21 protein-coding genes are annotated in these 24,002 nt (G+C 69.6%); 15 read left to right on the top strand and 6 right to left on the bottom strand.

Annotation, left to right across the window (positions count from 1 at the left end; translation table 11 throughout):
* Positions 1 to 34: 34 nt before the first annotated feature.
* Positions 35 to 886, bottom strand: a complete 852-nt coding sequence (locus VMS22_25155) for an undecaprenyl-diphosphate phosphatase (protein ID HXJ37330.1) — start codon at positions 884 to 886, stop codon at positions 35 to 37.
* Positions 887 to 996: 110 nt separating this feature from the next.
* Here VMS22_25155 and VMS22_25150 point away from each other — a divergent pair, with 110 nt between their 5' ends.
* Complete coding sequence (locus VMS22_25150; protein ID HXJ37329.1) at positions 997 to 1,473, top strand: ferritin family protein; 477 nt, start codon at positions 997 to 999, stop codon at positions 1,471 to 1,473.
* Between the two features lie 6 nt (positions 1,474 to 1,479).
* On the opposite strand, the gene VMS22_25145 is transcribed toward VMS22_25150, so the two are convergent.
* Together VMS22_25145 and VMS22_25140 are read right to left on the bottom strand one after the other, a co-directional pair.
* Positions 1,480 to 4,875: a hypothetical protein gene (locus VMS22_25145; GenBank protein ID HXJ37328.1), complete on the bottom strand. Its 3,396-nt coding sequence runs from the start codon at positions 4,873 to 4,875 to the stop codon at positions 1,480 to 1,482.
* 195 nt (positions 4,876 to 5,070) lie between these two features.
* Positions 5,071 to 8,514: a hypothetical protein gene (locus VMS22_25140; protein ID HXJ37327.1), complete on the bottom strand. Its 3,444-nt coding sequence runs from the start codon at positions 8,512 to 8,514 to the stop codon at positions 5,071 to 5,073.
* Between the two features lie 202 nt (positions 8,515 to 8,716).
* Here VMS22_25140 and VMS22_25135 point away from each other — a divergent pair, with 202 nt between their 5' ends.
* From VMS22_25135 to VMS22_25125, 3 genes are all read left to right on the top strand, one after another.
* Positions 8,717 to 9,364: a DJ-1/PfpI family protein gene (locus VMS22_25135; GenBank protein HXJ37326.1), complete on the top strand. Its 648-nt coding sequence runs from the start codon at positions 8,717 to 8,719 to the stop codon at positions 9,362 to 9,364.
* A 46-nt stretch (positions 9,365 to 9,410) separates the two neighbouring features.
* The gene (locus VMS22_25130; GenBank protein ID HXJ37325.1) at positions 9,411 to 10,550 is read left to right on the top strand and encodes a GDSL-type esterase/lipase family protein; all 1,140 of its coding nucleotides are present in this window, start codon (positions 9,411 to 9,413) and stop codon (positions 10,548 to 10,550) included.
* 180 nt (positions 10,551 to 10,730) lie between these two features.
* Positions 10,731 to 13,631 (top strand): myxococcus cysteine-rich repeat containing protein, encoded by a 2,901-nt coding sequence (locus VMS22_25125; GenBank protein ID HXJ37324.1) that lies wholly within the window; start codon positions 10,731 to 10,733, stop codon positions 13,629 to 13,631.
* On the opposite strand, the gene VMS22_25120 is transcribed toward VMS22_25125, so the two are convergent.
* Positions 13,632 to 14,162: a helix-turn-helix domain-containing protein gene (locus VMS22_25120; protein ID HXJ37323.1), complete on the bottom strand. Its 531-nt coding sequence runs from the start codon at positions 14,160 to 14,162 to the stop codon at positions 13,632 to 13,634.
* 79 nt (positions 14,163 to 14,241) lie between these two features.
* Between VMS22_25120 and VMS22_25115 the strand changes: the two genes are divergently transcribed.
* From VMS22_25115 to VMS22_25100, 4 genes are read left to right on the top strand one after another with little or no spacing between them, the layout of a single operon-like run.
* Positions 14,242 to 14,688 carry a hypothetical protein gene (locus tag VMS22_25115; GenBank protein HXJ37322.1) on the top strand — a complete coding sequence of 149 codons (447 nt, stop codon included), beginning with the start codon at positions 14,242 to 14,244 and terminating at the stop codon, positions 14,686 to 14,688.
* A complete protein-coding gene (locus tag VMS22_25110) occupies positions 14,685 to 15,416 on the top strand; it encodes a glutathione S-transferase family protein (protein ID HXJ37321.1) in 732 nt (243 codons plus the stop codon). The genes VMS22_25115 and VMS22_25110 overlap by 4 nt, the downstream gene beginning before the upstream one ends.
* Before the next feature lie 3 nt (positions 15,417 to 15,419).
* Positions 15,420 to 15,869, top strand: a complete 450-nt coding sequence (locus tag VMS22_25105; protein HXJ37320.1) for a nuclear transport factor 2 family protein — start codon at positions 15,420 to 15,422, stop codon at positions 15,867 to 15,869.
* A 52-nt stretch (positions 15,870 to 15,921) separates the two neighbouring features.
* A complete protein-coding gene (locus VMS22_25100) occupies positions 15,922 to 16,329 on the top strand; it encodes a VOC family protein (GenBank protein ID HXJ37319.1) in 408 nt (135 codons plus the stop codon).
* 9 nt (positions 16,330 to 16,338) lie between these two features.
* On the opposite strand, the gene VMS22_25095 is transcribed toward VMS22_25100, so the two are convergent.
* Positions 16,339 to 17,367 (bottom strand): ABC transporter substrate-binding protein, encoded by a 1,029-nt coding sequence (locus VMS22_25095; GenBank protein ID HXJ37318.1) that lies wholly within the window; start codon positions 17,365 to 17,367, stop codon positions 16,339 to 16,341.
* 86 nt (positions 17,368 to 17,453) lie between these two features.
* On the opposite strand from VMS22_25095, the gene VMS22_25090 reads away from it, so the two are divergent.
* Genes VMS22_25090 through VMS22_25065 form a run of 6 tightly spaced genes read left to right on the top strand, consistent with a single transcriptional unit; the run spans position 17,454 to position 22,255 of the window.
* A complete protein-coding gene (locus VMS22_25090; GenBank protein ID HXJ37317.1) occupies positions 17,454 to 17,909 on the top strand; it encodes an SDR family oxidoreductase in 456 nt (151 codons plus the stop codon).
* A 54-nt stretch (positions 17,910 to 17,963) separates the two neighbouring features.
* Complete coding sequence (locus VMS22_25085) at positions 17,964 to 18,740, top strand: TIGR00730 family Rossman fold protein (GenBank protein ID HXJ37316.1); 777 nt, start codon at positions 17,964 to 17,966, stop codon at positions 18,738 to 18,740.
* 53 nt (positions 18,741 to 18,793) lie between these two features.
* The gene (locus VMS22_25080) at positions 18,794 to 20,203 is read left to right on the top strand and encodes an RNB domain-containing ribonuclease (GenBank protein HXJ37315.1); all 1,410 of its coding nucleotides are present in this window, start codon (positions 18,794 to 18,796) and stop codon (positions 20,201 to 20,203) included.
* A gap of 41 nt (positions 20,204 to 20,244) precedes the next feature.
* Positions 20,245 to 20,922 carry a hypothetical protein gene (locus tag VMS22_25075; GenBank protein HXJ37314.1) on the top strand — a complete coding sequence of 226 codons (678 nt, stop codon included), beginning with the start codon at positions 20,245 to 20,247 and terminating at the stop codon, positions 20,920 to 20,922.
* The gene (locus tag VMS22_25070; protein ID HXJ37313.1) at positions 20,919 to 21,569 is read left to right on the top strand and encodes a hypothetical protein; all 651 of its coding nucleotides are present in this window, start codon (positions 20,919 to 20,921) and stop codon (positions 21,567 to 21,569) included. Before VMS22_25075 ends, VMS22_25070 begins: the two co-directional genes overlap by 4 nt.
* A gap of 11 nt (positions 21,570 to 21,580) precedes the next feature.
* Positions 21,581 to 22,255 (top strand): hypothetical protein, encoded by a 675-nt coding sequence (locus tag VMS22_25065; GenBank protein ID HXJ37312.1) that lies wholly within the window; start codon positions 21,581 to 21,583, stop codon positions 22,253 to 22,255.
* A gap of 138 nt (positions 22,256 to 22,393) precedes the next feature.
* On the opposite strand, the gene VMS22_25060 is transcribed toward VMS22_25065, so the two are convergent.
* Positions 22,394 to 22,987, bottom strand: coding sequence for a hypothetical protein (locus VMS22_25060; GenBank protein HXJ37311.1), 594 nt, complete (start codon positions 22,985 to 22,987; stop codon positions 22,394 to 22,396).
* Between the two features lie 319 nt (positions 22,988 to 23,306).
* Between VMS22_25060 and VMS22_25055 the strand changes: the two genes are divergently transcribed.
* Positions 23,307 to 24,002, top strand: a 696-nt coding sequence (locus tag VMS22_25055) for an SDR family NAD(P)-dependent oxidoreductase (protein ID HXJ37310.1), incomplete at its 3' end; no start/stop codon positions are given.

Below are 24,002 nucleotides of genomic sequence, written 5' to 3'. Positions count from 1 at the left end.
AGCGATCTGCCGGCCGGGAGGCAAGACCCGCGGCTCAGCCGACCGCGACGACGCCCGACGCGATCAGCAGGCCGAGGACGATCGAGAGCACGATCCGATACCAACCGAACGGCGCGAGCCCTCGCCTCGTCAAGAACGCGACCAGCCAGCGAACGGCGATCATGGCCGACACGGTCGCCACGAGGATTCCGAGCACGAGCGGGCCCGTGCCGAGCTGCTGGAACATCGACGGCCCGTCGCCCTCCGCCGCGTGGCGGACGTTGCCGACCAGGTCGTGGAGACACGCCGCGCCGAGCGTCGGCAATCCGAGCAGGAAGGAGAACTCGGCCGCCGCCGGGGCGGCGAGCCCCAGCAGGATGCCGCCTCCGATCGTCACCATCGATCGCGACGTGCCGGGCCAGAGCGCAAGCGTCTGGAAGAGGCCGACGCCGAGGGCCGTGCGCCACGTCATGGCCGTCACGTCGTTGCCCGCCCGCCCCCCGCGCCGGCCGAGCCAGATCATCCACACGCCGCCGACGAAGAGCGCGAGCAGGACCGGAGCGTCGCGGAACAGGACCGCCTTGATGCTCTTGCTCAGCAGCGCGCCGGCGATCGCCGCAGGTACGAAGGCGAGCGCGATGTTGCCCGCGAGGCGCAAGCCCTCGGTATCGCGTCCGAGGACCCCGCGGATCATCTGCCCGACGCGCTCGCGATACAGGAGCGCCACCGCCAGGATCGCGCCGCCCTGCACGACGACGAGGTAGGCGTCGAGCGCATCCTTCGTCTGGGGATGATCCAGGTGCATCAGCGACGAAGCGAGGATCAGGTGCCCCGTCGAGCTCACCGGCAGGTACTCGGTGATGCCCTCGACCAATCCCAGCACGACCGCCTGCCACCACGTCAGCACGTCCGCCTCCTGCGCCGCCTCGTGTCCGCCCGCGGAAGATAGCCGGGCCGGGACGCCACCACCAGCGCGGCACCTTCCGTCGGATCGCCGCCTGGGCCATAGGGGGCGGTATGACCCGGTACACCGACTTCTTCTCGGCCGCCGCCGCGCTCGGAATGATCGAGCACCTCGACGTCGATGCCATGCGCCTGCTCTTCAAGGTCGAGCGGTCCGGCGAGGACTTCTACAACGGCCTCGCCGATCGCATCGGCGAGCCGCGCGCCGCCGAGCTGCTGCGTCGCAACGGGCGCGAGGAGCGCGGACACGCCGAGCGCGTGCGGCGGGCGATCGCCATCAAGCTCGGCGGCGCGTTCGAGCCCGCGGCGGAGGACCTCGAGCACTACCCCATCCCGCTCCCCGACGAGATCTCGCCCGCGCTCTTCCCGCAGATCGTGAAGGCGGAGATCGACGGCGACGCCGGCTATCAGCGCTGGGCCGATCGCGAGACCGACCCCGAAGTGCAACGCCTCCTACGCCAGAACGGCCGGGAGGAGACCGTTCACGGCGAGCGCGTGACCGAGGTCATCGCCATCCTCGAGCGGCGCTGAATCCGGCTACGGAAGGTACGTCACGTCGAGCTCCGGCCGCAGGCTCGGGTCCGTATGGTCCCCGGTCGCGAAGGAGATCCGGTCGGAGGTGGCGTTCGCGTTGTCGTGCGTCTCGAAGCGGAGCCGCACCTGCGTGCGTCCCGTCCGATTGATGGCGGCCAGTCCCGGCGCGTCGAGGCTGCCGGTCGACCACACGCCGTTCGTGGTCGGGTTGCTCATCGACGCCGACCCGGGCGCCGTCGCGACCGCCTGGAAGTCGCTCGTCTGAAGCGCCGGATCGCCGCCGAACGCGCCCGACTGCACGTCGACCAGCAAGCGACCCAGGGTCCCGAACGGATTCGTCCCTGACAGGCCGATGCGGTTGAGCCGCAGGGTCGCCGAGACGATCGTGGCGCCATCCGGGAGGCTCGAGGTGTCGAACGACGCCAGCACGCGCGACTGCGCGTTGTTCGCCTGATCGCCCACCTGCATGTTGTTGTTGGCCGCGTTCAGGGTGCCACCGACGCCGCTCCCCGGCGCGGACTCCCCCAGGCTGCCGTCCTCGGCCGCGATCGATCGGAGCGCGACGGTGACGGGCGTCTGTGGCTGCGTCGACGTGGTGGTCGACGTGCTCGTGGTGGTCGTCGTCGACGCGCTCGTGCTCGACGTGGTGGGCGTCGTCGACGTGCTCGAGCTCGTGCTCGAGGTGGTAGGCGTCGTCGAGGTGCTCGAGCTCGTGCTCGACGTGGTGGGCGTCGTCGACGAGCTCGAGCTCGTGCTGGTGCTCGAACTCGAGCTCGTAGTGGTCGTGCTCGTCGGCGCCGGCGCCGAGGTCGTCGTGGTGGTGCTCCCCACGGGGGCCTGGTACGTCACGCTGAGCTCGGGCCAGAGGCTCGCGTCCGTGTTGTCGCCCGAGGCGAACGAGATCCGGTCGGCCACGAGGTTGCCGTTGTCGTGCACCTCGAAGCGCAGCCGGACCTGCGTGCGACCGGTGCGGTTGATCGCGGCGATCCCCGACGCGTCGAGCGCGCCCGTCGACCAGACGCCGTTGGTCGTGGGATTGCTCAACGACGCCGCGGCCGGCGCGGTCGCGGTCGCTTCGAAGTCGTTCGACACGAGGGTCGCGTTGTTTCCGAAGCTGCCGTTGTTGACGTCGGCGAACAGACGACCCAGCGTCAGGAACGGATTCGCGCCCGTGAGGCCGAGGCGATTGAAGCGCAGCGTCGCCGATACGATCACCACGCCCGGCGGAAGCGTCGACGTGTCGAATGAGGCGATCACCCGGGACTGCGCGTTGTTGCCCTGATCGCCGAGCTGCAGGTTCACGGTGGAGACGTTCACGGCGCCACCGAGGCCGCTCCCCGGTGCCGACTCGCCGATGCCACCGTCCTCCGCGCCGATCGATCGGAACGAGACGGTCACGGGTCCTTGTGGGACGGTCGTCGTGGTGGTCGACGACGTCGAAGCGACGGTGGTGCTGGTCCCCGCCATCGTAGTGGTGGTCGTGGGTACCGTCGTCGTCGTCGGGATCGTGGTCGACGACGTCGTCGTCGGCGGTGCCGAGGCCGACAGGTAGGTCACGTCGAGCATCGGCCACTCGCTCGGGAGCGTGCTATCACCCGCGCCGTACTGCATCCGGTCGGACGTGGCGTTCGCGTTGTCGTGCACCTCGAAGCCGAGCCGGAACTGCGTTCGGCCGGTCTTGTTGATGGCGGCGAGCCCGGCCGCGTTGAGCTTGCCGATCGATACCAGATCGCCGTTCATGTCGGGGTCGTTCAGCGTGGCCGCCGCGGGGACCGTCGCCCCCACCTCGAAGTCGCCCGGCTCTGCCACCGGGTTGCCGCTGAAGCCACCCGTTTGCACGTCGACGAAGAGCCTCCCCAGCGACGCGAATGGCGTCGTCCCCTGGATGCCGACGCGCTTCAGGCGCAGCGTGGCGGAGAGGATGACGGCATCGTCAGGGATGGGCGACGTGTCGAAGGACACTACCGCCCGCACCTGCCCGTCGTTCTGCTGATCGCCGACGTGCAGGTTCAAGCCGGTGTTGTAGACGTAGCGGCCGAGTCCGCTCGTGGGCGGGTACTCGACGAGGTAGGCGTCTTCCGCCGCGATCGACGGGAACGACGCAACCGTCGCCGGCACCGTCACGCGGACCGACGCGACGCCCGTGCGCCCGCTGGTGTCACTCACCGAGGCCGTGATCCAGTGCGTGCCGAGCGAGAGCGCCGACGTCGTGAAGCCCGCCCCCTGCCCGATGACCCCGTCGATGCTCGACGCCCATTGGATACTCGCCGTGAGATCTCCCTCCTCGGGATCGATGGCGTTGCCCACGAACGTCAGTGGCTGTCCCGGCGGACTGCTGGCGCCGTCGGCGGGTGCCGTGATGGTCACGATCGGCGCCTGCGAGTCGATCGCCGGCACCGCCGGGAACCAGCTCTGCGTCACGGGCGAGTGCAGCATGAAGTCGAGCAGCATCGCCCCGACCTTGCGGGACGAGAACATCTGCAGGTGCAGGCCGTCCTGGTTCGAGAACTCGCCGCAGGCCCAGGTGAGGCCGTCCGATCGTGGCGTCAGGCCATCGGCCCACAGGTACGCGCCCCACCCGAGCCACGGCGCGACCGTCGTGTTGTTGAGGTCACCGATGATGGCGTCGATCGGGTTGAGCGGCGTCGACATCTGGCGGATCTGCGCCTCGATGACCCACTTCGCGGCGAACCCTCCTTCGTACGCGGAGGGCTCCGGGCTCAAGAGCGACGTCGTGTACCCGGCGTACACGCGGCTCGAGAAGAAGATCTGCTTCAGGTTGGGATAGCGGATCCTCAGCGAGCGGACGATCGTCGCGAGGCGTCCTTCGAGGATGTACGCGTCCGCCTTCGGGTCCGGCAGCGTCGCATCGGGGTTCGTGTCCGCTTGCTTGATCCAGGCGGCCGCCACCTGCGCCTCGCTGAAGCCCTGCGAGGCGAGCAGACCGGCGAGGTTCACGTAGTTCGTGCCGGTGGGATCGAGCCACCACCGCGCCTCCTGGCCCGAGCGTGCGCCGTTGATGAACGCGAGGGTCGTATGGTTGACGTTCGTGTCGACCGCCGCCTGGCCCATGAAGCTCTGCACCCAGCAGTTCGTGGTGCCGGACCCCTGGGTGCAGAACTCGGACGTCGCGTTCGACATGCCGACCGAGATCATGACGACCTTGCCGTTCACCGGGTCGGGTACGCCCTCCGTGTTCCGCGGCACCATCGCGGCCGCGGCCTTGAGGCCGGCCGCCAGGTGCGCCATCGGCATCGCGTTCGTGCCGCCCGGATAGAGGCCGCCCTGGAACTGTCCCAGGTAGAGACCCGTACCGAGATCCATGATGGGCACCATGCCCGTCGACGTCTGCGCGCAGTTGGGCTGCGCCCGACCGACGGCGGGCACGAGGAGCACCATCGCGATCGCCAGGAGCGACGAGCGCCATGTCTCACGGAAACACACGTGACTCACAGACCGGGGACCATCGCACACCGCGGATCGGCGCGGCAAGAGGAAACGTTCCTAACAAGATCCCGCACTTGCGCGGCTAGCCCATCAGCGACCGCACGTCGTCTGCGAAATGCGTGCGCAGTTGCGCGGTTTCGTCCCCGATTAGGGAACGTACGTCACGTCGAGCTCGGGCCACAGGCTCGCGTCGGCGTGATCGCCGGTCGCAAACGAGATGCGGTCGGCGACCGCATTGGCGTTGTCGTGCACCTCGAACCGGAGGCGCACCTGCGTGCGTCCGGTGCGGTTGATCGCCGCGAGGCCGGCCGCGTCGAGTGTCCCGGTCGCCCACATCCCGTTCATCGTCGGGTTCGAAAGCGACGCCGAGCCCACGGCCGTCGAGCTCGCCTGGAAGTCGCTCGTCTGGAGCGCCGTGTTGCCGCCGAAGCCACCCGACTGCACGTCGACGAGCAGACGTCCGAGCGTCGCGAAGGGATTCGCGCCCGAGAGACCCGTGCGGTTCAGGCGCAGCGTGGCCGACACGATCGTCGCGCCCGCCGGGATCGTCGACGTGTCGAACGACGCGAGCACGCGCGACTGCGCGTTGTTGGCCTGGTCGCCCACCTGCATCGTCGTGCTGGTCGCGCTCATGTTCCCGCCGACGCCGCTGCCCGGCGCCGATTCGCCCAGGCTGCCGTCCTCGGCGCCGATCGATCGCAGGGCCAGCGTCACCGTCGTCGGCGCGGTGGTCGTCGTGGTCGTGGACGACGTCGAGGTCGTCGTCGTGCTCGTCGAATCGGTGGTCGACGTGCTGGCGGCAGTCGTACTCGTCGTCGTCACGGTGGTCGACGTCGTCGCGATCGTCGTGCTGGTCGTCGTCGTCGCGGGCGCGAGGTAGGTCACGTCGAGCTCGGGCCACAGGCTCGCATCGGCGTAGTCGCCGGTGGCGAACGAGATCCGGTCGGCGACACCGTTTGCGTTGTCGTGCCCCTCGAATGCGAGCCGCACCTGCGTGCGGCCGGTGGGGTTGATGGCCGCGAGCCCCGCCGCGTCGAGCGTACCGGTCGACCACGAGAAGTTGGTGAGTGGGTTGCTGAGCGACACCGATCCGGACGCCGTCGCGCTTGCCTGGAAGTCGAGGGTCTGGAGCGCGATGCTGCCTCCGAACCCGCCGCTCTGGACGTCGGCGAGAAGGCGTCCGAGGGTTCCGAACGGATTCGTGCCCGTGAGCGACACGCGGGCGAGACGCAGGGTCGCCGAGACGATGACCGCACCGGGTGGGAGCGTCGACGTGTCGAACGAGGCGAGCACGCGCGACTGCGCGTTGTTCGTCTGGTCACCGACCTGCATCGTGGTGGCGGTGGCGTTGACGTTGCCGCCGACGCCGCTCCCGGGCGCGGACTCGCCGAGGCTGCCATCCTCGGCGGCGATCGAACGGAAGGCGACGGTCACCGGCGTGTCGCCGAGCGTCGTCGTCGTGGTGGTTGGCGGGATCGAGGTGGTCGTGCTGCTCGTCGTGTCCGCGACGGTCGTCGTCGTGACGGGCGCGGTCGAGGTGGTCGTCGTGCTCGCCGGCATCGTGGTCGACGTCATCGACGTGGTCGTCATCGACGTGGTCGTGGTCGAGGCGATCGTGGTCGACGTCGTCGTGCTGGTGGTCACCACCACGGTCGTCGTGGTGGTGCTCGTCGTCCCCCCGGATCCCGAGAGGTACGTCACGTCGAGCTCGGGCCATTGGGCCGGATCCGTGTAGTCGCCCGACGCGAACAGGTCGTTGTCGGCCGTGCCGTTGCCGTTGTCGTGCGCCTCGAAGGCAAGCCGCATCTGCGTGCGGCCCGTCTTGTTGATGGCCGCGACACCCGTCGGGTCGAGCGCCGCGATCGACCACAGGTCGCCGTTCACGAGCGGCTCGCGCAGGGACGCCGCCGCGGGCGCGGTCGCCGTCGCCTGGAAGTCGCTCGCCTGCAGCGTGGGGTCGTTGCCGAAGGAGCCCGCCTGCACGTCGACGAGCAGACGGCCGAGCGTGTCGAACGGATTCCCGCCCTGCACGCCCACACGCTTCACCTTGAGGGTCGCGGAGAGAATCACCGCGTCGTCCGGAATCGGCGACGTGTCGAAGGACAGGAACTGGCGCACCTGCCCGTTGGTCGCCTGGTCGCCGACCTGCGAGTTGCCGTACGAGGAATACGCGTAGCGCCCGATCCCGACGCGCGGCGGGGCGTCGACGATGTACCCGTCCTCGGCCCCGATCGAGCGGAAGGCGGCGACCGTCGCCGGCACCGTCACGTGGATCGACTGCTGGCTCGTGAGCCCGGTGCCGTCCGTCGCGTAGGCGGTGATCCAGTGCGTGCCGAGCGACAGGGACGACGTCGTGATCTCACCGCCGGTGCCGATGTCGCCGTCGATGCTCGACACCCAGCGGATGGCCGGCGTGAGATCGCCCTCCTCCGGATCGCTGGCGGCCGCGGTGAAGGTGAACGGCTGGCCGGGCGGGCTCACGGCGCCGTCGCCGGGCGACGTGATCGTCACCGTGGGCGCCGTCGGGTAGGTCGTGGGCACGGCGGGGAACCAGGTCTGCGTCACGGGGGAGGTGAGCAGGAAGTTGAGCAGCATCTGCGCCACCTTGACGATGGCGAAGACCTGCAGATGCGCGCCGTCGTTCGGCTGGAACTCGGGGCACGTCCACGTGAGGCCGTCCGAGCGCGGGTTCACGCCGTCGGCCCACATGTAGGGCCCCCAGCCCATCCATGGCGCCACCGTCGTGTTGTTGAGGTCGCCCGCGACCGGATCGATCGGGTTGAGCGGCGTCGACATCTGCCGGATCTGCGATTCGATCGCCCACTTCGCCGCGAAGCCGCCCTCGTAGGCCGACGGCTCGGGACTGTTGGTCGTGATCGCGTAGCCGGCGTAGATGCGGCTCGAGAAGAAGACCTGCTGGATGTTCGGGTACCGGATCTTGAGGGTGCGCGCGATGGTCGCGAGCCGGCCCTCGAGGATGTACGCGTCGGCGAGCTGGTTCGGCAGCGAGAGGCTCGGATACGTGTTCGCCTCCTTCACCCAGAAGGCGCCCACCTGCGCTTCGGTGAGACCCACCGACGCCATGATCCCCCTGATGAGATCGTAGTTCACCGCAGCGGGATCGAGCCACCAGCGCGCGTCCTGACCCGAGCGTGCGCCGTTGATGATGGCGAGCGTCGAGTGGTTGACGTCGGGATCGGCGGCCGCCTGCCCCATGAAGCTTTCGGCCCAGCATCCGACGATCCCCGAGCCCTGGATGCAGAACTCGCCGGTCGTGTTCGACATGCCGAGCGAGACGAGGACGACCTTCCCGTTCACCGGGTCGGGATTGCCGAACGTGTCGCGGGGCACCATGCGCTGCGCCGCCGCGAGGCCCGCGGCGAGGTGCGCGGGCGGCATCGTGTTCGATCCGCCTGGATAGAGACCACCCTGGAACAGGCCCTGGTAGAGACCGGTGCCGAGGTCGTTGATCGGGGTCCAGCCCTCCGACGTCTGCGCGCAGTTGTTCGCGCGCGCCAACGTCGCCGCCAGCAGGACGCCGGCGATCGCCGGTACGAGAGCCCGGCACGTCACGCGGATGGCCAGATGCATCGAATGACGAACCATGACACAGGGACGCTTCCTCGAACAAGACGGAAATACAGCATGTAGAGCGCGCTAACCAGCATCTGTCAGGGACGATGCGCGCTTCCGCGCCGCGCACAGGGCCCCGCACAGGACAAACCCCCAACCGATCCTGACATTCTGCCCCGATCGTCTTGTCCCGGCCGTCCACTCGCCCTACGCTCCGCCCATGCGCATTGCCATCGGCATCTACGAGCGGTTCACTTCCCTTGACGCGATGGGGCCCTTCCAGGTCCTCTCAAGCCTCCCCGGCGCCGAGGTGACCTTCGTCGCTGAAAAGGCGGGCCCGGTGCTCGACGAGTCGGGCTTCCTCACCGTGACGGCGCGCGCCGCATTCGACGACCTGCCCGATCCCGACATCCTCCTCGTTCCCGGCGGGATCATCACCGGCACGCTCGTCCCGGACCATCCCGTCGTCGGGTGGATCGCGCGCGCGCATCGCACGACCACGTGGACCACCTCGGTGTGCACCGGCGCCTTGCTGCTTGCGGGGGCGGGCGTGCTGAACGGGGTCGAAGCCACGACGCATTGGGGCGCCATGGACGAGCTCGCGCGGCTCGGCGCCGTGCCCGTCCGCGAGCGCGTCGTGCGGCGCGGGAAGATCGTGACGGCGGCCGGCGTCAGCGCCGGCATCGACATGGCGCTCACGCTCGCCGGCGCGATCTACGGGCCGGAGCTCGCGCAGACGCTGCAGCTCGCGATGGAGTACGATCCCGCGCCGCCGTACGACACGGGCTCGCCCGAGAAGGCCGGCCCCGCCACCGTGGAGCGTGCCCTCACCTCCATGGCCGCGGTGATGCAGAACCTGCTCGCGTAGCCACGCCCGCGTTGACCGCGCCGCGACCTGCGTGCCATGCAGCGCCGTGCGGCTCGTCCAGAACCTCCTGCTGGCGCTGGGCTCGCTCGTCCTCTTCTTCGCGACCGCCGAGGGACTGGCACGCCTGCGCTATCACCCCGAGCGCATCCAGTACGCGGGAATCTTCGAGTACGACCCCGACAAGGTGTTCGCCTTGAAGCGCAACGTCAGGGGCGGCGACTTCGTCGGCCGTCCCGTCGACACGAACGCGCTCGGCTATCGCGATCACGAGATCCCCGTAGCCAAGCCGGCGAACGGCTTCCGCGTCGTCGCGGTGGGAGATTCGGTGACGTTCGGCCACGGCGTCCTCGGCGACGAGACCTGGCCGGAGGAGCTCCAGCGCCTGCTCGCCGCCCAGTACCCGTCCCTCGACGTCGAGGTCGCGAATACCGCAGTGCCGGGCAACGCGCCCTTCCAGGAGTACGTCGACCTCGATCGCGCGCTCGTGCTCGAGCCCGACGCCGTCGTGATCCAGTTCGTCCTGAACGACGTCGTGGGGCCGTGGAACCTCTTTCGGCGCTACGGCGGGAAGGGCATCGACTACCACGGGGTCGAGGACGTCCCGTACTGGGACTGGGTCCTCTCGCAACGAAGCGCGTCCTACCTTCTGATGAAGGACGTCGTGGCGCGCATCCGCTTCGGCGCGCTCACCGCCGACGGGGTCCGCGAACGCGCCGTGCGCACCGAGGCGGAGTATGCGTGGCAGGCGGCTGCCGACGACCCGAGCGATCCGATGATGCGCCGGGCCTGGCGGGAGTGCCTGCGGTGGCTGCAGCGCGAGGTCGACCTCTGCAAGGCGCACCGGATTCCGGTCGTGCTGCTCGCGACGCCGGCGGACTTCCAGTTCCAGGACGACTCGCGGACCTACGCCCAGAAGCGGCTCACCGGGTTCGCGTCGCGCAACGCCATTGCCTACGTCGACCTGCTGAAGCCGATGCGCGAGCGCGCGATCGACGTCGCGGAGCCGCGCGATGTCGTCTGGCAGCGCTACTTCCTCGACTACGATCACCTGACGCCCGCGGGACACGCCTTCGTGGCGAATCTCCTCGTGCCGCTCATCGCGCCGATTGCATCGGCGCGCACGACGCCCACGCACTCGACGCACGCTGTGCTCGGGACCGCGTACAATAGCGGACTCGCGCGCTAACGATCCGCCGCGCGCGTCGTGAGATCTCCGCGCCAGACCTGGAAAAACTAGCGTCCGACGCGCACCGCGCGTGGCACGCGCCCTGCTCTCCACCGCCGATCGCTCCCAGCGACCGGAGGTGGTGTGGTGAAGAGGCGTCGTGCATATCGTGTAGTCCTTGCTGTTGCATCCGCTTGCTTCATGTTCACCGCCAGATCGGCGCACGCGACGGCGTATTTCGTCGACGGCGGCTGCCCCACGGCCGGAACCGGCCGTAGCGCGACCTGCGGCGCGACCGGTCCGTTTCGCACGGTCGCCCAGGGCGTCCTGGCGATGCAGGCCGGCGACACGCTCACCGTGCAGGGAGCGCACGGCTCGTTCGACGGCATCTATCGCGAGCAGCTGACGCTCGCGAACGGCGAATCGTCGCTGACGCCCGGCCGCGCCCTCGCCTGCACGCAGGCTGCGCCGTGCACGATCCAGGGGAGCGGCAGCCCGATCGTCCGCGGGTCGCGCCGCTACACCGACTGGGTGGACCGCGGCGGCGGCGTCTACAGCCGCATCGCCGAGATGTCCCCCGACATGGAGAGCACCTTCAACCGCGACCAGTACGAGCCCGAGACGCTCCTCCAGGCCTCGACGACGTCGACGCTCCTGAGCTTCCTGCCGTACGCGGGCGACAGCGTCGCGAACCCGCCGGACGGCAACTGGTCGTACAACCCGACCACGCACGAGGTGCGCGTCAACCCGCCCGGCACCGCCGACGCGAGTCTGATCGAGGTGCCGTACTACCAGCACGCGCTCCTGTGGCACCTGCCGACCCAGTACGTGACCATCCAGGACATGGGGTTCGAAGCGAGCCGCTACAGCACGCTGCAGACCTACGGGTCGCCGCCGGACGGCGGCATCCACGGGCTCGTCTTCCGTCGCATCCGCGGCTGGTACGCGCCGCGGTTCCTGCTCATCATGACCAACGGCGCGGTCGCGCCGCTCCTCGAGGACGTCGACCTCCAGTACGGCGCGCGTGGCAACTCGCAGCCGAACGGCGTGAACCACGGTGTGTACGGTCTGCGCCTGTTCATGGTGCACGGGATCACGATCCGCCGTGTCCACGTCGCCCACCTGGGGACGATGGGACGCACCCTCGCCGGCGCGCCGCAGTTCGGTGGGCCGTTCCTCGACCCGCCCTGGAACAACACGCAGGTGACGGAGTACCCCGAGTGGGGTCACTGCCTCAACATCAAGCAGACCGACGGCGGCCTCGTCGAGGACTTCTCGTGCGAGGACTTCGCGAGCGTCGGCATCATCCTCGACGTGTCGAACGGCGTCGTGGTGCGGCGCACGACGCTCAACCGGGGTGAGATGGGCCTCAGCATCCGCGACCAGACGCCGGACGGGACCCATACCCAGTGCTACAACAACTCGTTCGAAGACACCGTGCTGCAGAACATCTTCCCGCCCGGCTCGCCGCAGTGCGCGGTCAACACGAACGTCAACGGGCGGAACCCGCTCGTGAGCTATCAGAACACCACGTTCGTCGGCGGACAGCCGGCGGGCCCCCTGCAGTTCTGTCCCTCGTCCGGGACGGGCATCACGATCAGTGGGACCGGCACGGGCGGCACCACGACGACCACGACCTCGTCGTCGACGACGACGATCCCGACCACGTCCTCGACGACGACCACGCGGCCGACGACCAGCACCACGAGCACGTCGTCGAGCACCTCGTCGACGACGACCCGTCCGCCGACGACGACGACCACGACCAATACGGTCCCGACGACGTCGACGACCACGAACACCACGCCCACGACCTCGTCGACGACCACGACGTCGCCGACGACGTCCTCGACGAGCACGTCGTCGTCGACCACGACCACGCGGCCCACGACGACCACGACCTCGTCCAGCACGTCCACGTCGTCGACCTCGTCCTCAACGACCACCTCGCGTCCTTCGACGACGACGACGCCGGCCACGTCGAGCACGACCTCGTCCACGGACCCCGTCACGACTACGACGCTCATCGTGGGACTCTGCGGCAACGGCGTTCTCGACTCGGGTGAAGAGTGCGATGACGGCAATCTCGTCGCCCTCGACGGTTGCGACGGCTCGTGCCTGGTCGAGCAGATCGTCGAGTCGGATTTCGGCCGCTCGGTCAGCACGACCATGGACGCCCCAACCGATCCGCTCGCGACCACCGTGCTCGCCCCGACGCCCGCGGAAATGATGATCGTCCAGACCTCGGCGACCATGCCGGCGCCGCAGGCCTTCGCCTTCACGCGCCGGCAGGTCCACGTCGACGCGCCGCCGGCAACGATGGCGAGGCCGCTCGTCGTCCGCTTCACGGTCGACAGCTCGCTGATCCCGCAGGGCACCGACTTCCGGTACCTGCAGGTCTTCCGCGACGGCGCGCTCGTGCGCCCGTGCCCGCGGCTCTCGCGCAACACGGTCGATACGTGCCTCAGCTCCCACTTCCGGCGCTCGTCGACCGAGGCCGGGTTCACGGTCTTCACCTCCACGCCGGGCGAGTGGAACTTCGGCGTCCCGAGCGGCACCGAGCCGACCACGGCGTCGATCGACCGCTGCCTCGGCGGCTCGAAGCTCCTCATCAAGAGCAATCCAGCGAATTCGACCGCCAAGCGGTTCCTGCTGAAGTCGAACGACGCCTCCGAGCTGGTCGTCGGCGACGGCAACGATGCGGCGGCGCTGGTCGATGGGGGCGGGAGCCTCCACGTGAAGGCGATCGGCGGCGACGGCTTCGAGATGCTCTACCCGCTCTCGCCGATCGGCTGGACTCCGCTCAATCCGGGCTCGCCGAACGCCGGCCTGCGCTACAAGGATCCGTACGGCCCGATCAGCAGCGTCGTCTTCAAGGCCGGCCTCGGGCTGCAGATCAAAGGCAAGGGGCCGGACCTAGTGCAGTCGCTCGGCAGCGAGCCGGAGACGATCCAGGTGGAGCTCCGCATCGGACAGTACCGGTATCGCTTCGAGTTCGGCGGTGATGCGCGCACGTTCACACCCGACAAGCAGCTCGTCCGCAAGTGGACGCTGCGGCCGGACTGCACGAGCCCCGACCCGGTGGGTCTCGCCGCGAAGTGATCAGCGCTGCGCCCGGCGCCCAGCGACGTCGCGTCCGCGGTCCTGCAGGACCTTCGCGACGAGCCGTGTGCCGGGGGCGGTTCGGCCCCCCGGTCCGCCGTGTGCGACGACGTCCTCGGCGGTCACGGTCTCGCCGCAGTGCGAGCAGGCCACCGTGGGCGTGAAGAACTTCCCGCACGTGCGGTGCTGAAGGCGCAGCGGCGGCCCCTGCTTCGGCGCCAGCCACCGGTCGCCCCACGCGGTGAGGGCCACGAGGACGGGCACGAGGTCACGCCCCGCCTCCGTCAGGTGGTAGGCGTGGCGCGGTGGGCGCTCGGAGTACCGGCGCCGCTCGACGAGGCCGCGCTCGACGAGCGCCGCCAGGCGCGTCGTGAGGAGGTTCCTGGAGATCCCCAGGTCCTCCGCCAGCTCGTCGAAGCGCGTCAGCCCCAGATGCAGATCGCGCAGGATGAGCGGCGTCCACCAGTCGCCCATCACCTCGAGGCTCCGGGCCATCGAGCAGTGCATGCCGGCGAAGCTCGTCCGTCGCATGCCCACACCCTAGTGGGTTGACTCATTGAACTCAATTGGCATAGAGGGTTCAGTGACTGAACCCATAGGGAGGTGCTCCATGCCGTTCGTCGAAGTGTTCACTCCCCGCGGCGCCGTCTCCGAGGCGCGCCGCACCGCCGTCGGAGAGCGGCTCGTCTCCGAGGTCATGCGCGCCGAAGGCGCACCCGACACGCCGGCCGCCCGCTCGATCTCCTGGCTCGTCTGGCAGGAGATCGACGCCTGGTGGGTCGGGGGCCATAGCGCGGTCCCGGGCGAGCCGCCACGCTTCGTCGTGCGCATCGCGGTTCCCGCCGGATCGCTCGACGACCACAAGCGCTGCGACATGATCGAGCGCGTGACGGCCGTGCTGGCGGCGACCGACGACGATCCCAGCCGCCTCGTGCACGCCCCCGTCGCCTGGGTGCACATAAACGAGGTCCCCGAGGGCAATTGGGGGGCGATGGGCCGCGTCGTGCGGTTCGCGGACATCGCGAGCTTCGTCGTGACCGGCGAGGTGGCCGCATGAGCCGCCTCGTCCTCCACCAACCCCCGGGCGAAGGAGGCCTCTCCTATTCGCCGTACTGCAACAAGGTGCGCTGGGCGCTCGAGCTGAAGGGGCTTGCGTTCGACACGGTCACGACGAGCGCCTTCAAGAAGCACAGCCGGACCGGGAAGCTGCCGGTCCTCGTCGTGGACGGTGAGCGCGTCCACGACTCGACCGAGATCCTGCGCCGGCTCGGGACCCTCCACCCCGACCCCGCCCTCCTTCCCCGCGATCCTCGTTTGGCCGCGCAGGCGACGCTGGTGGAAGAATGGGCCGACGAGTCGCTGTGCGCGCTCGTGACCTACGAGCGGGCGTTCGACCCGTCCGCGCGGCGCCGCATGGTCGCGGGGGTGCTCGCATTCAAGGGCCTGCCGTCGTTCCTGGGCCCCGTTGTGGCGGCACGGCTGCGGCGGAGCGGCAGCAATCGTTACGGCCACCTGGTGCCGCTCGGACCGGACGTCGTGCGGCAGCAGCTCCTGCGTCACCTCGACGTCGTGAACGCGCTGGCCGAGGGGCGATCCTGGCTCGTCGGCGACTCGCCGACGATCGCCGACGTGGCCGTCGCCGCGTGCCTTCACGTCGCGCACATCGGCCGGGTGGCCGCGGTGCTGTCGCTGATCGCGTCGCGGCGGCACGCGGCCGCGTGGCTCGAGGGGTTCTTCGAGCGCCTCGGCCGCCCGGAGGCGGGCCGCAACCCGGTCGCCGCCTGAACCATGTATCACCGCATCGTGCAGCGCCGGCTCCGCCGCGCCTTCGAGGACATCAACGCCGGCCGCTACGATCGCATCGTGCCGCAGTTCGCGCCGGCCCATCGCCACGTGTTCTTCGGGGACCACGCGCTCGGCGGGACGCGGCGGGGCCTCGACGCGACACGCGCCTGGTACGGTCGCCTCGCGCGGGTGTTCCCTGATCTCCGTTTCGAGATTCGCAGCATCGCCGTCGCGGGCTGGCCGTGGGACACCGTCGCGATGATCGAATGGGTCGACCACTTCACCGTGAACGGTGCTCCGGCCGGCAATCAGGGCGTCCACGTGTTCCGCCTGCGCTGGGGTCGCGTGGTGGGGCTCTCGGTCTACTGCGACACCGCGAAGCTCCGCCGCTACCTCGAGGAAAAGGCGGCGGCTGGGCTGGTGGAAGCGAGTGCGCCACCCATCACCGACTAGCGGTCTCGACAACCCCATCCGGCCGCGCTACCCGCCACGAGAGGAGGACGGCATGGGCTCCACGATGATCCCCTCGATGCGCTACAAGGACGCACCCCGAATGCTCGAGTGGCTCTGTCGAGCCTTCGGATTCGAGCGCCATCTCGTCGTGCCCGGCGAGCACGGCACCATCGCGCATGCCGAGCTGACGCTCGGCGACGGCATGATCATGCTCGGCTCGCACCGCGACGACGAGATCGCCAAGCTGTGGAAGCCCGCCGCGGATGCGAGCGTGCTCACCGGCTCCGTGTACGTCGTCGTCGAGGACTGCGACGCGCACCATGCGCGTGCGAAGGCGGCCGGCGCGGAGATCGTGTTCCCGCTGGAAGCCAAGGAGTACGGTGGAAAGGGCTACGGAGCCCGCGATCCCGAGGGACAGCTCTGGTACTTCGGATCGTTCGATCCGTGGCCAAAGAAATGAGGATCCCCCTCAACGACGGTGCATCACCGACCGCCCGCCCTTGATCTCGCGGTAGACGATCAGCGGCCCCTTGTAGCCGTCGCGATCCCAGGGTGCGAAGCCGATGGTCGTACCGGCCGCGCCCGCCGCCGCGGGGATACCGCGGAGGTGCTCCAGGCCGCTGCGCACGCCGGCAGGCGTGAGCGACGGGGCGCGGCGCAGGGCTGCGACCGCGGTCGTCGCGAGGTCGTGCGACGCCGCGAGGCCGAGGAGAAGCGGTGGCGAACCGAAACGCGCCTCCCACTTCTGCGCGAAGCGCTGCAGCACCGGGTTCGCGTCGTCGACGACGTCGGTGAAGACGACGCCCTCGAGCGCAGGCTCGGGAAAGACCCCGATGCCGATGTTGCCGATCACTGCTACGCGGTCACCGCTCGCCCGCAGCGCACGGCAGAAGGCGACGCCGCTGGGCCCGAGTCCCAGATAGACGACGCAGGGTGGCTCGGCGCGCCGGATCGCATCGACGCAGCGCCCGGCGGCGTCGGGCTTCGCGATCTCCACGTCGGCGGCCACGCCGACGCCGAGGCTGCCGAGCCCGCCGCGCAGGTAGCCCGCGTACTCGTCGCCGATCGGGCCGGCGTCGCGGACGAGCGCCACCGCGCGGTAGCCGCCAGCGGCGACGAGACGGGTGAGATACCCGGCTTCGTCGGGCAGCGAGCCGACTTTCAACTGGAATGTCCATTTGCCGCGCGCGAGGCCGCTGCCGGACCAGTTGATCGCCGGCACCCGGATCTCGTCGAGCACGGGGACGAGCGGCACGGCGAAGTCGGTGACGGCGGGACCGAGGATGAGAATGCACCCGTCCGACGCGAGCCGCCGTGCGCCCTCCTTCACGCGTTCGATGCTGCCGACGGCGTCGACCTCGACGATGGTGATCGGCGCGCCGTCGATCCCGCCGCGTGCGTTCACGTCGTCGAACACGAGGTCGAGCGCGGCGCGGCCGTAGTCCATGGCACCGCCCGCTTTGGTGGGATGGTCGAGGAGGCGGCCGATCTTCACCACGATCCTGCCGTCCTACGACGCGCCGATGCGAGCCGTCCAGTCGCCTTGACGCCCATGCAGGTGGCGGGCAAAGACTCCGCCCGACGATGCGACTCGACGGCAAGGTGGCGATCGTCACGGGCGCCACGAGAGGCATCGGGCGCACCATCGCGACCGTGTTCGCGCGCGAGGGCGCAAAGGTCGTCCTCGCGGGGCGGACCGTCGCCGCCGGCGAGCGGGCGCAGGCGAAGACCATGGACGCCTACTCGGCGAGCAAGGGCGCGATGAACGCCCTCACGCGATCGATGGCCGTCGGCTACGCGAGGGACCGGATCCGGGTGAACGCAATCTCGTCGGGGCTGATCGAGAGCGGCGAGAGCATCGAGCGCCTGCTCGCGAATCCCGAGCGACGCGTCTGGCTCGAGCGCAGCATCCCCCTGCCGTACTTCGGAACACCCGAGGACATCGCGTGGGGCTGCGTCTATCTGGCATCGAACGAGTCGCGGTACGTGACGGGCACGGTACTGCCGATCGACGGTGGCTACCTCGCCTGCCCTGCCTGATCGCACGCTCGTGCCGTTTGGGTGCGGGACGCTCCTCTGGCACCATGCCGCGCGATGTCGAATACCGACCTTCCGCTTGCCTACCGCAACGAGGAGTTCCTCGACAGCGCCGATGCGCGGCCGCTGCGCATCCTGGCGGAGTATCTCCAGCCGCTGCACGCGTTCGAGCACGCACGGGTCCACGACACCATCGCCTTCTTCGGGTCGTCCCGCCTGACCCCCGACGGCCCGCTCGGTCGTTACTACGCCGAGGCGCGCGAGCTGGCCCGCCTGCTGACCGAGTGGTCGCTCGCGCTCGCATCGCCGGCACACCGGTTCCTCGTCTGCAGCGGCGGCGGAGGCGGCATCATGGAGGCCGCGAACCGCGGCGCGAGCGATGCCGGCGGGCGGACGATCGGCCTCAACATCGGCCTTCCGCACGAGCAGCGACCGAATCCGTACATCACGCCCGGGCTCAGCTTCGAGTTCCACTACTTCTTCATGCGCAAGCTGTGGTTCGCCCACTTGGCGCGCGCGATCGTCGTCTTCCCCGGCGGCTACGGCACGCTGGACGAGCTGTTCGAGATCCTGACCCTGTGCCAGACCCGCAAGCTCGAGCGCCCGATCGTGACCGTCATGTACGGATCGACCTACTGGAACGAGATCGTGAACTTTCCGGCGCTCGTCCGCCACGGCGTGATCTCGAAGGAGGACCTCGAGATGGTGAGGTTCGTCGATTCGCCGCCCGAAGCGCTCGCCTGCCTCCAGTCCGCGCTCGGGACGGAAGCGGCGATCACGGCGCCGTCGTTCGCGCGCTCGCGCACGTGCGCGAGCCCCGACGGTGCTCCCTGACGCCGTCCCGAGAATCGGAGCGCGCCCTCCTTCTCCGCGTCGCGCGGAACGCGATGATCGAGTACGGGCTCGAGCCCGAGTTTCCGCCCGCGGCGCTGGCCGAGGCCGGCGCGCTCCCGGATGGCGCCGGCGGCCACGGCCACGCGCGCGACCTGCGTGCCCTGCCCTGGTGCTCGATCGACAACGACGACTCGCGTGATCTCGACCAGCTCACGGTGGCCGAGGCGTCGATCGACGGCTGCACCACGATCCGCGTGGCCGTCGCCGACGTGAGCGCGACCGTGTCCCCGGGCACGGCGCTCGACCGGCACGCGCGCGCCAACACCACCTCGGTCTACACGCCGCCCCGGATCTTCCCGATGCTACCGGAGCGACTCAGCACCGATCTCACGTCGCTCAACCCGGACGTGGATCGCCTCGCGGTGGTGATCGAGATCGCGGTCGGGCCCGACGGCGTGTGCGGCGAGTCGACTGTCTACCCCGCGCTCGTGCACAACCACGCGAAGCTCGCCTACCACGCGGTCGGCGCCTGGCTCGAGGGCGAGGGCCCGCTGCCTGCGGCGGTCGCCGCCGTGTCCGGGCTGGCGGAGAACCTGAAGCTCCAGGACGGCGTGGCGCAGCGCCTGAAGGAGCATCGCCACGACCACGGCGCACTCGAGCTCGAGACCATCGAGGCTCGTGCGGAGTTCGACGGCGACCGCGTGAGCAGGCTCGCGGCCGAGGCCCCGAACCGCGCCCGGCAGCTGATCGAGGACTTCATGATCGCCGCGAACGGGATCGTGGCACGGTTCCTCGAAGCGCGGCGGTTCCCGGTGTTCCGCCGGGTCGTGCGCTTGCCCGAGCGCTGGCAGCGCATCGTGTCGCTCGCCGCCGACTACGGTGAGCAGCTGCCCGGCGCGCCCGACGCGCCGGCGCTCAACGCGTTCCTGCTGAGGCGCAGGGCCGCCGATCCGCTGCGATTTCCGGATCTCTCCCTCACCATCGTCAAGCTGCTCGGGCGCGGCGAGTACGCGGCCAGCTTCCCCGGCCAGACCGTCGTCGGGCACTTCGGGCTCGCGGTGAGCGAATACACGCACTCGACGGCGCCCAACCGGCGCTATCCCGACCTCGTCACGCAGCGCCTCGTGCACGCGGCCCTCGCGCAGAAGAAGGTGCCGTACGGTCGAGACGAGCTGAACGCCCTCGCCGCCGAATGCACCGAGAAGGAGGACGGCGCCCAGAAGGTCGAGCGGCGGGTGCGCAAGGCCGCCGCCGCGTGCCTGCTCTCGAGCCGGATCGGCCAGCAGTTCGACGGCGTCGTGACGGGCGCCTCGTCGAAGGGCACGTGGGTGCGCGTCTTCGATCCGCCCGTCGAGGGACGCGTCGAGCGCGGCGAGGAAGGGCTCGACGTGGGCGACGAGGTGCGTGTCCGGCTCGTCCACACGGACCCCGAGCGCGGGTTCATCGACTTCGTGCGGGTATAGGGGGGCTGCATCCGGGGGCCGTCTTGTTGTAGGGGTGTCGAATGATTGCGCTCCCACGCCTGGTCCTCGCGGGCGCGTTGCTGTTGGTCGTCGCCACCGACCCGGCGAACGCGCTCACGCTCTGTGCGAAGAAGTCGGGGCGGGTCGTCGCCGCCGAACGCTGCAAGCGCCGGGACACGGTGCTGACGCCAGCGGACCTCGGCATCGTCGGGCTTCCCGGCCAGATGGGCGCTACCGGTCCGACCGGACCCAGCGGGCAGGTCCCGCTTCGCATCGTCGACGGCAGCGGCAACGACGTCGGTCACGTCATCGACGCGGGCACGGAACCAGCGTGCGTGATCGATCGGGCGCCGCTACCGCAACCGACGCTGCTGGTATTCCGGACGCTACCCATCGACACCGGAATCGACGTCGGGTTCGATGACCTGATCTACTACCTACAACCCGATTGCGCTGGGCAACCCCACGTGGGGCACACCCGGCCATTGCTCCCGTCGGCGAGCGTGGTGGGTCAGGCGCTGTACTACTCGACCGCAGCGTCCGTGACTCTGCTGCCGCAATCCTTCGAGGCGGTCGAGGAGAGCTGCTTGACCCCCACGACGCGGGGAACCTGCTGCCAGCCGTACACGTCGGTGCTCATGACGTCCGTCGCGCCCGCCGCGCGGTTCGACGTGACCGACCTCGGCATCACGTTCCCGATCACGGGCGTGACGCCATGATCCGAGCCAGCACCGTGATCGCCGTCGCCATGGTCATCGCCGGTGCGGCGGACGCGGGCGCCACCGGGTGCGTAGGTCGGAACGGCAAGCTCACCTCGCGCGCGAACTGCAAGAAGTCGGAGCGACCGCTCGACGGCACGGCCGTCAGCCCTACGGGTCCCGCCGGCCAGGCCGGCCTGCCGGGCAAGCAAGGAGGGTTCCCGCTCGCCATCCTGGACGCGCATGATCAGGAAGTCGGAACGGTTCTCTCGTTCGAGTTCGGGACCGCGCTCGTGAGCATGACCTACCCGGGATTCGCATCACCCGTCCGGTTCGCGGTCGCCTCGAGCGGCTTCACGAACCTGGGTGACGATGCATTCGCGTTCGTGGAGTACACGGAAGCGAACTGCAACGGCCAACCTCACCTGTCGGCCATGCTCGGCGCATACGCCCATTTGGAGGGATCCGCCGCCTACCTGGCATCGGGTAGCGCGGCCTCGATCCCCATCATATCGTACGAAACCGACATCTTCGGCCTGTGCGACGTCGCCGATCTGACCGTCCGCGGAACGTGCTGCATCGCCGCGACGTTCAACGACGACCTCGTCCCCGCCGTCCGCATCGCGCTGCCCGACTTCACCCCTCCCTTCAGAGCCGTGCTGCGATGAGGCGACGGATCATGACGACCCCGCGATGGCTCCCGCTGCTCCTCCTGGCGACGCTCGTCGCGACCTCCGCGCCCGCTGAAACGCTCTGCCGGAGCAAGCGCGGGGGCGGCGTCAACGTGCGGAGCGCCTGTCGCAAGCACGAGACGGTCCTGTCGCTCACTGCCCTGGGCGTCACAGACACTCCCGGGCCGAACGGATCGCAGGGGCCGGCCGGTCCCACACCGGTCCATCTCGTCGACGCGACCGGGCTCGAGGTCGGTCCGGTGCTGAACGCGGCGGGGACCTCCAGCAACAATCAGGTGATGGCGGCCGTCCTGTTCACGCATTCGAGCTTGCCGGGACCCGTGCTGCTCGCCGTCACGGGCGACGGCCGGATCGGCGGCAACGTCTACCACGAGTCGACGGACTGCAGCGGACCGGGGTACGTCGATTCGGGAGGTTGGCTTCCGATCCTCACTGGAGTCCAGAGCACGATCTACATTCCGGGTGCGGCTGCACCGGCTCCGATCCACGTGCGATCCTACGAGGTCAGCGATCCGCAGAACGGCATCACTCCCTGTCCGGTCCGGACCGCGAGCGGAAGCTGCTGCAACACCTACGACCACACGATCAACGTCCTGACGACGACCACGACCTCGTACATGGCGCTCGGGCTCACGCCGCCGTTCCGAGCGCTCACCAGGTAGGGACGTCCAGGTCGCGCCGCCGGCATCGGCGGAAGCGAACGTCGCTTCCCGAACATGGGAAGGCGGACGTCCGGGGTTCTCGTCCCTGAAACCGTCGGGGGTGCGCGTCGCGACTTGCGGCGGTGGCACGCCGACTGCTCAAGGCCCGGGATGGTCTCGAGCGGCGATGCGCCGACGACGTCCGGTGACTATTTCCTTACCGGCGGCACCGGCTTCATCGGCCGCCATCTGATCCAGGAGCTGCTTCGTCGGCGAACGGGGAAGATTTTCGTCCTCGTGCGGACGCGTTCGCTCGGCCGCTTCGAAGAGCAGCTCGCGCGTCGGGACGCCGGTGCCGAGCGAGTCGTTCCGGTGGTGGGCGACCTCGTCGTGCCGAGCTTCGGCCTCGCTGGCGCGCAGCTCGCGGATCTGTGCGGGCGTGTCGCGCATTTCTTCCACGTCGGCGGCCTCTACGACATGGCGGCGAGCGAGCGAGCGCTCGACGAGGTGAACGTCGTGGGGACCCGCAATGCGGTCGAGGTCGCCGAGCGCATCGCGGCCCGGCGCTTCCACCACGTGAGCTCGATTGCCGTGGCGGGACGATACGACGGCGTCTTTCGCGAGGACATGTTCGACGAGGCCGGCGATCTCCAGGACCCGTACTTCCGCACCAAGCACGAATCCGAGCGCATCGTGCGCACCGCGTGCGCCGTGCCGTGGCGCATCTACCGGCCGTCGCTCGTCGTGGGTCATTCGGTGACGGGCGAGATGGACAAGGTCGACGGGCCCTATTACTTCTTCCCCCTCCTTTCGCGCCTCGGGGCTTCGCTGCCGGCGTTCCTGCCGCTGCCCCGCGTCGGGACGGGCTACCTCAATCTGGTCCCGGTCAGACTTCGTCGCCGCCGCGCTCGACCACCTCGCGCACCGGGAGGGTCTCGACCGCAGGACCTTCCATCTGGTCGACCCGTCGCCGCGAACCGCTGCCGAGACGATCAACGTCTTCGCCGACGCCGCCAGGGCCCCACGACTCTCGCTGCCCATTCCCGGCCTCAACGGGATCGCGGAGACGGCCATGCACGCCATCGCGCACTATGGAGATGGGGTGGCGAGCCGCCTCGTGCAACGCGCGATCGGGATCCCGCCACGGGCGCTCCACTACGTCGGCAACCCGACCATCTTCGACTGCGGCGAGACCCTGGCTGCGCTCGCGGGCTCGGGCATCGCGGTGCCGCCGCTCGCCTCCTATGCCCCGCGTCTGTGGAGCTATTGGGACGGCAATCTGCACCCCGACTCGTCGCACACGCAAAGTCTCGAACGCGCGGTGCGGGGCAAGTACGTCCTCGTCACCGGCGCGTCGTCCGGTATCGGGCGGGCGCTCGCCATCAAGGTCGCGGCCGCGGGCGCGCACGCGATCCTCGTCGCCCGGCGAGCCGATCAGCTCGCCGAGGTGCGAACGCTCATCGAGCGCGCCGGCGGCACGGCATCCGCGTTTCCGACCGACCTCACGGACGCCGCAAGCGTCGAGCGCCTCTGCCACGACGTCGTCGCACGCTTCGGCGGCGTGGACGTCCTCGTCAACAACGCCGGCCGCTCGATCCGACGCTCGCTCAGCCTCTCGGAAGATCGCTTCCACGACTTCGAGCGCACCATGGAGATCAACTACTTCGGTGCGGTGCGCCTGCTCCTCGGCCTGCTGCCCGCCATGCGCAAGCGTGGGGGCGGACACGTCGTCAACGTCTCCTCGATCGGGGCTCAGGTTGGCACCCCG

It is taken from the genome of Candidatus Eisenbacteria bacterium, from assembly GCA_035577985.1.
GTDB lineage: Bacteria > Desulfobacterota > Binatia > DP-6 > DP-6 > DATJZY01.
Note: the sequence above shows the minus strand (reverse complement) of the source record. Positions and strands in the feature narration are given on the sequence as shown.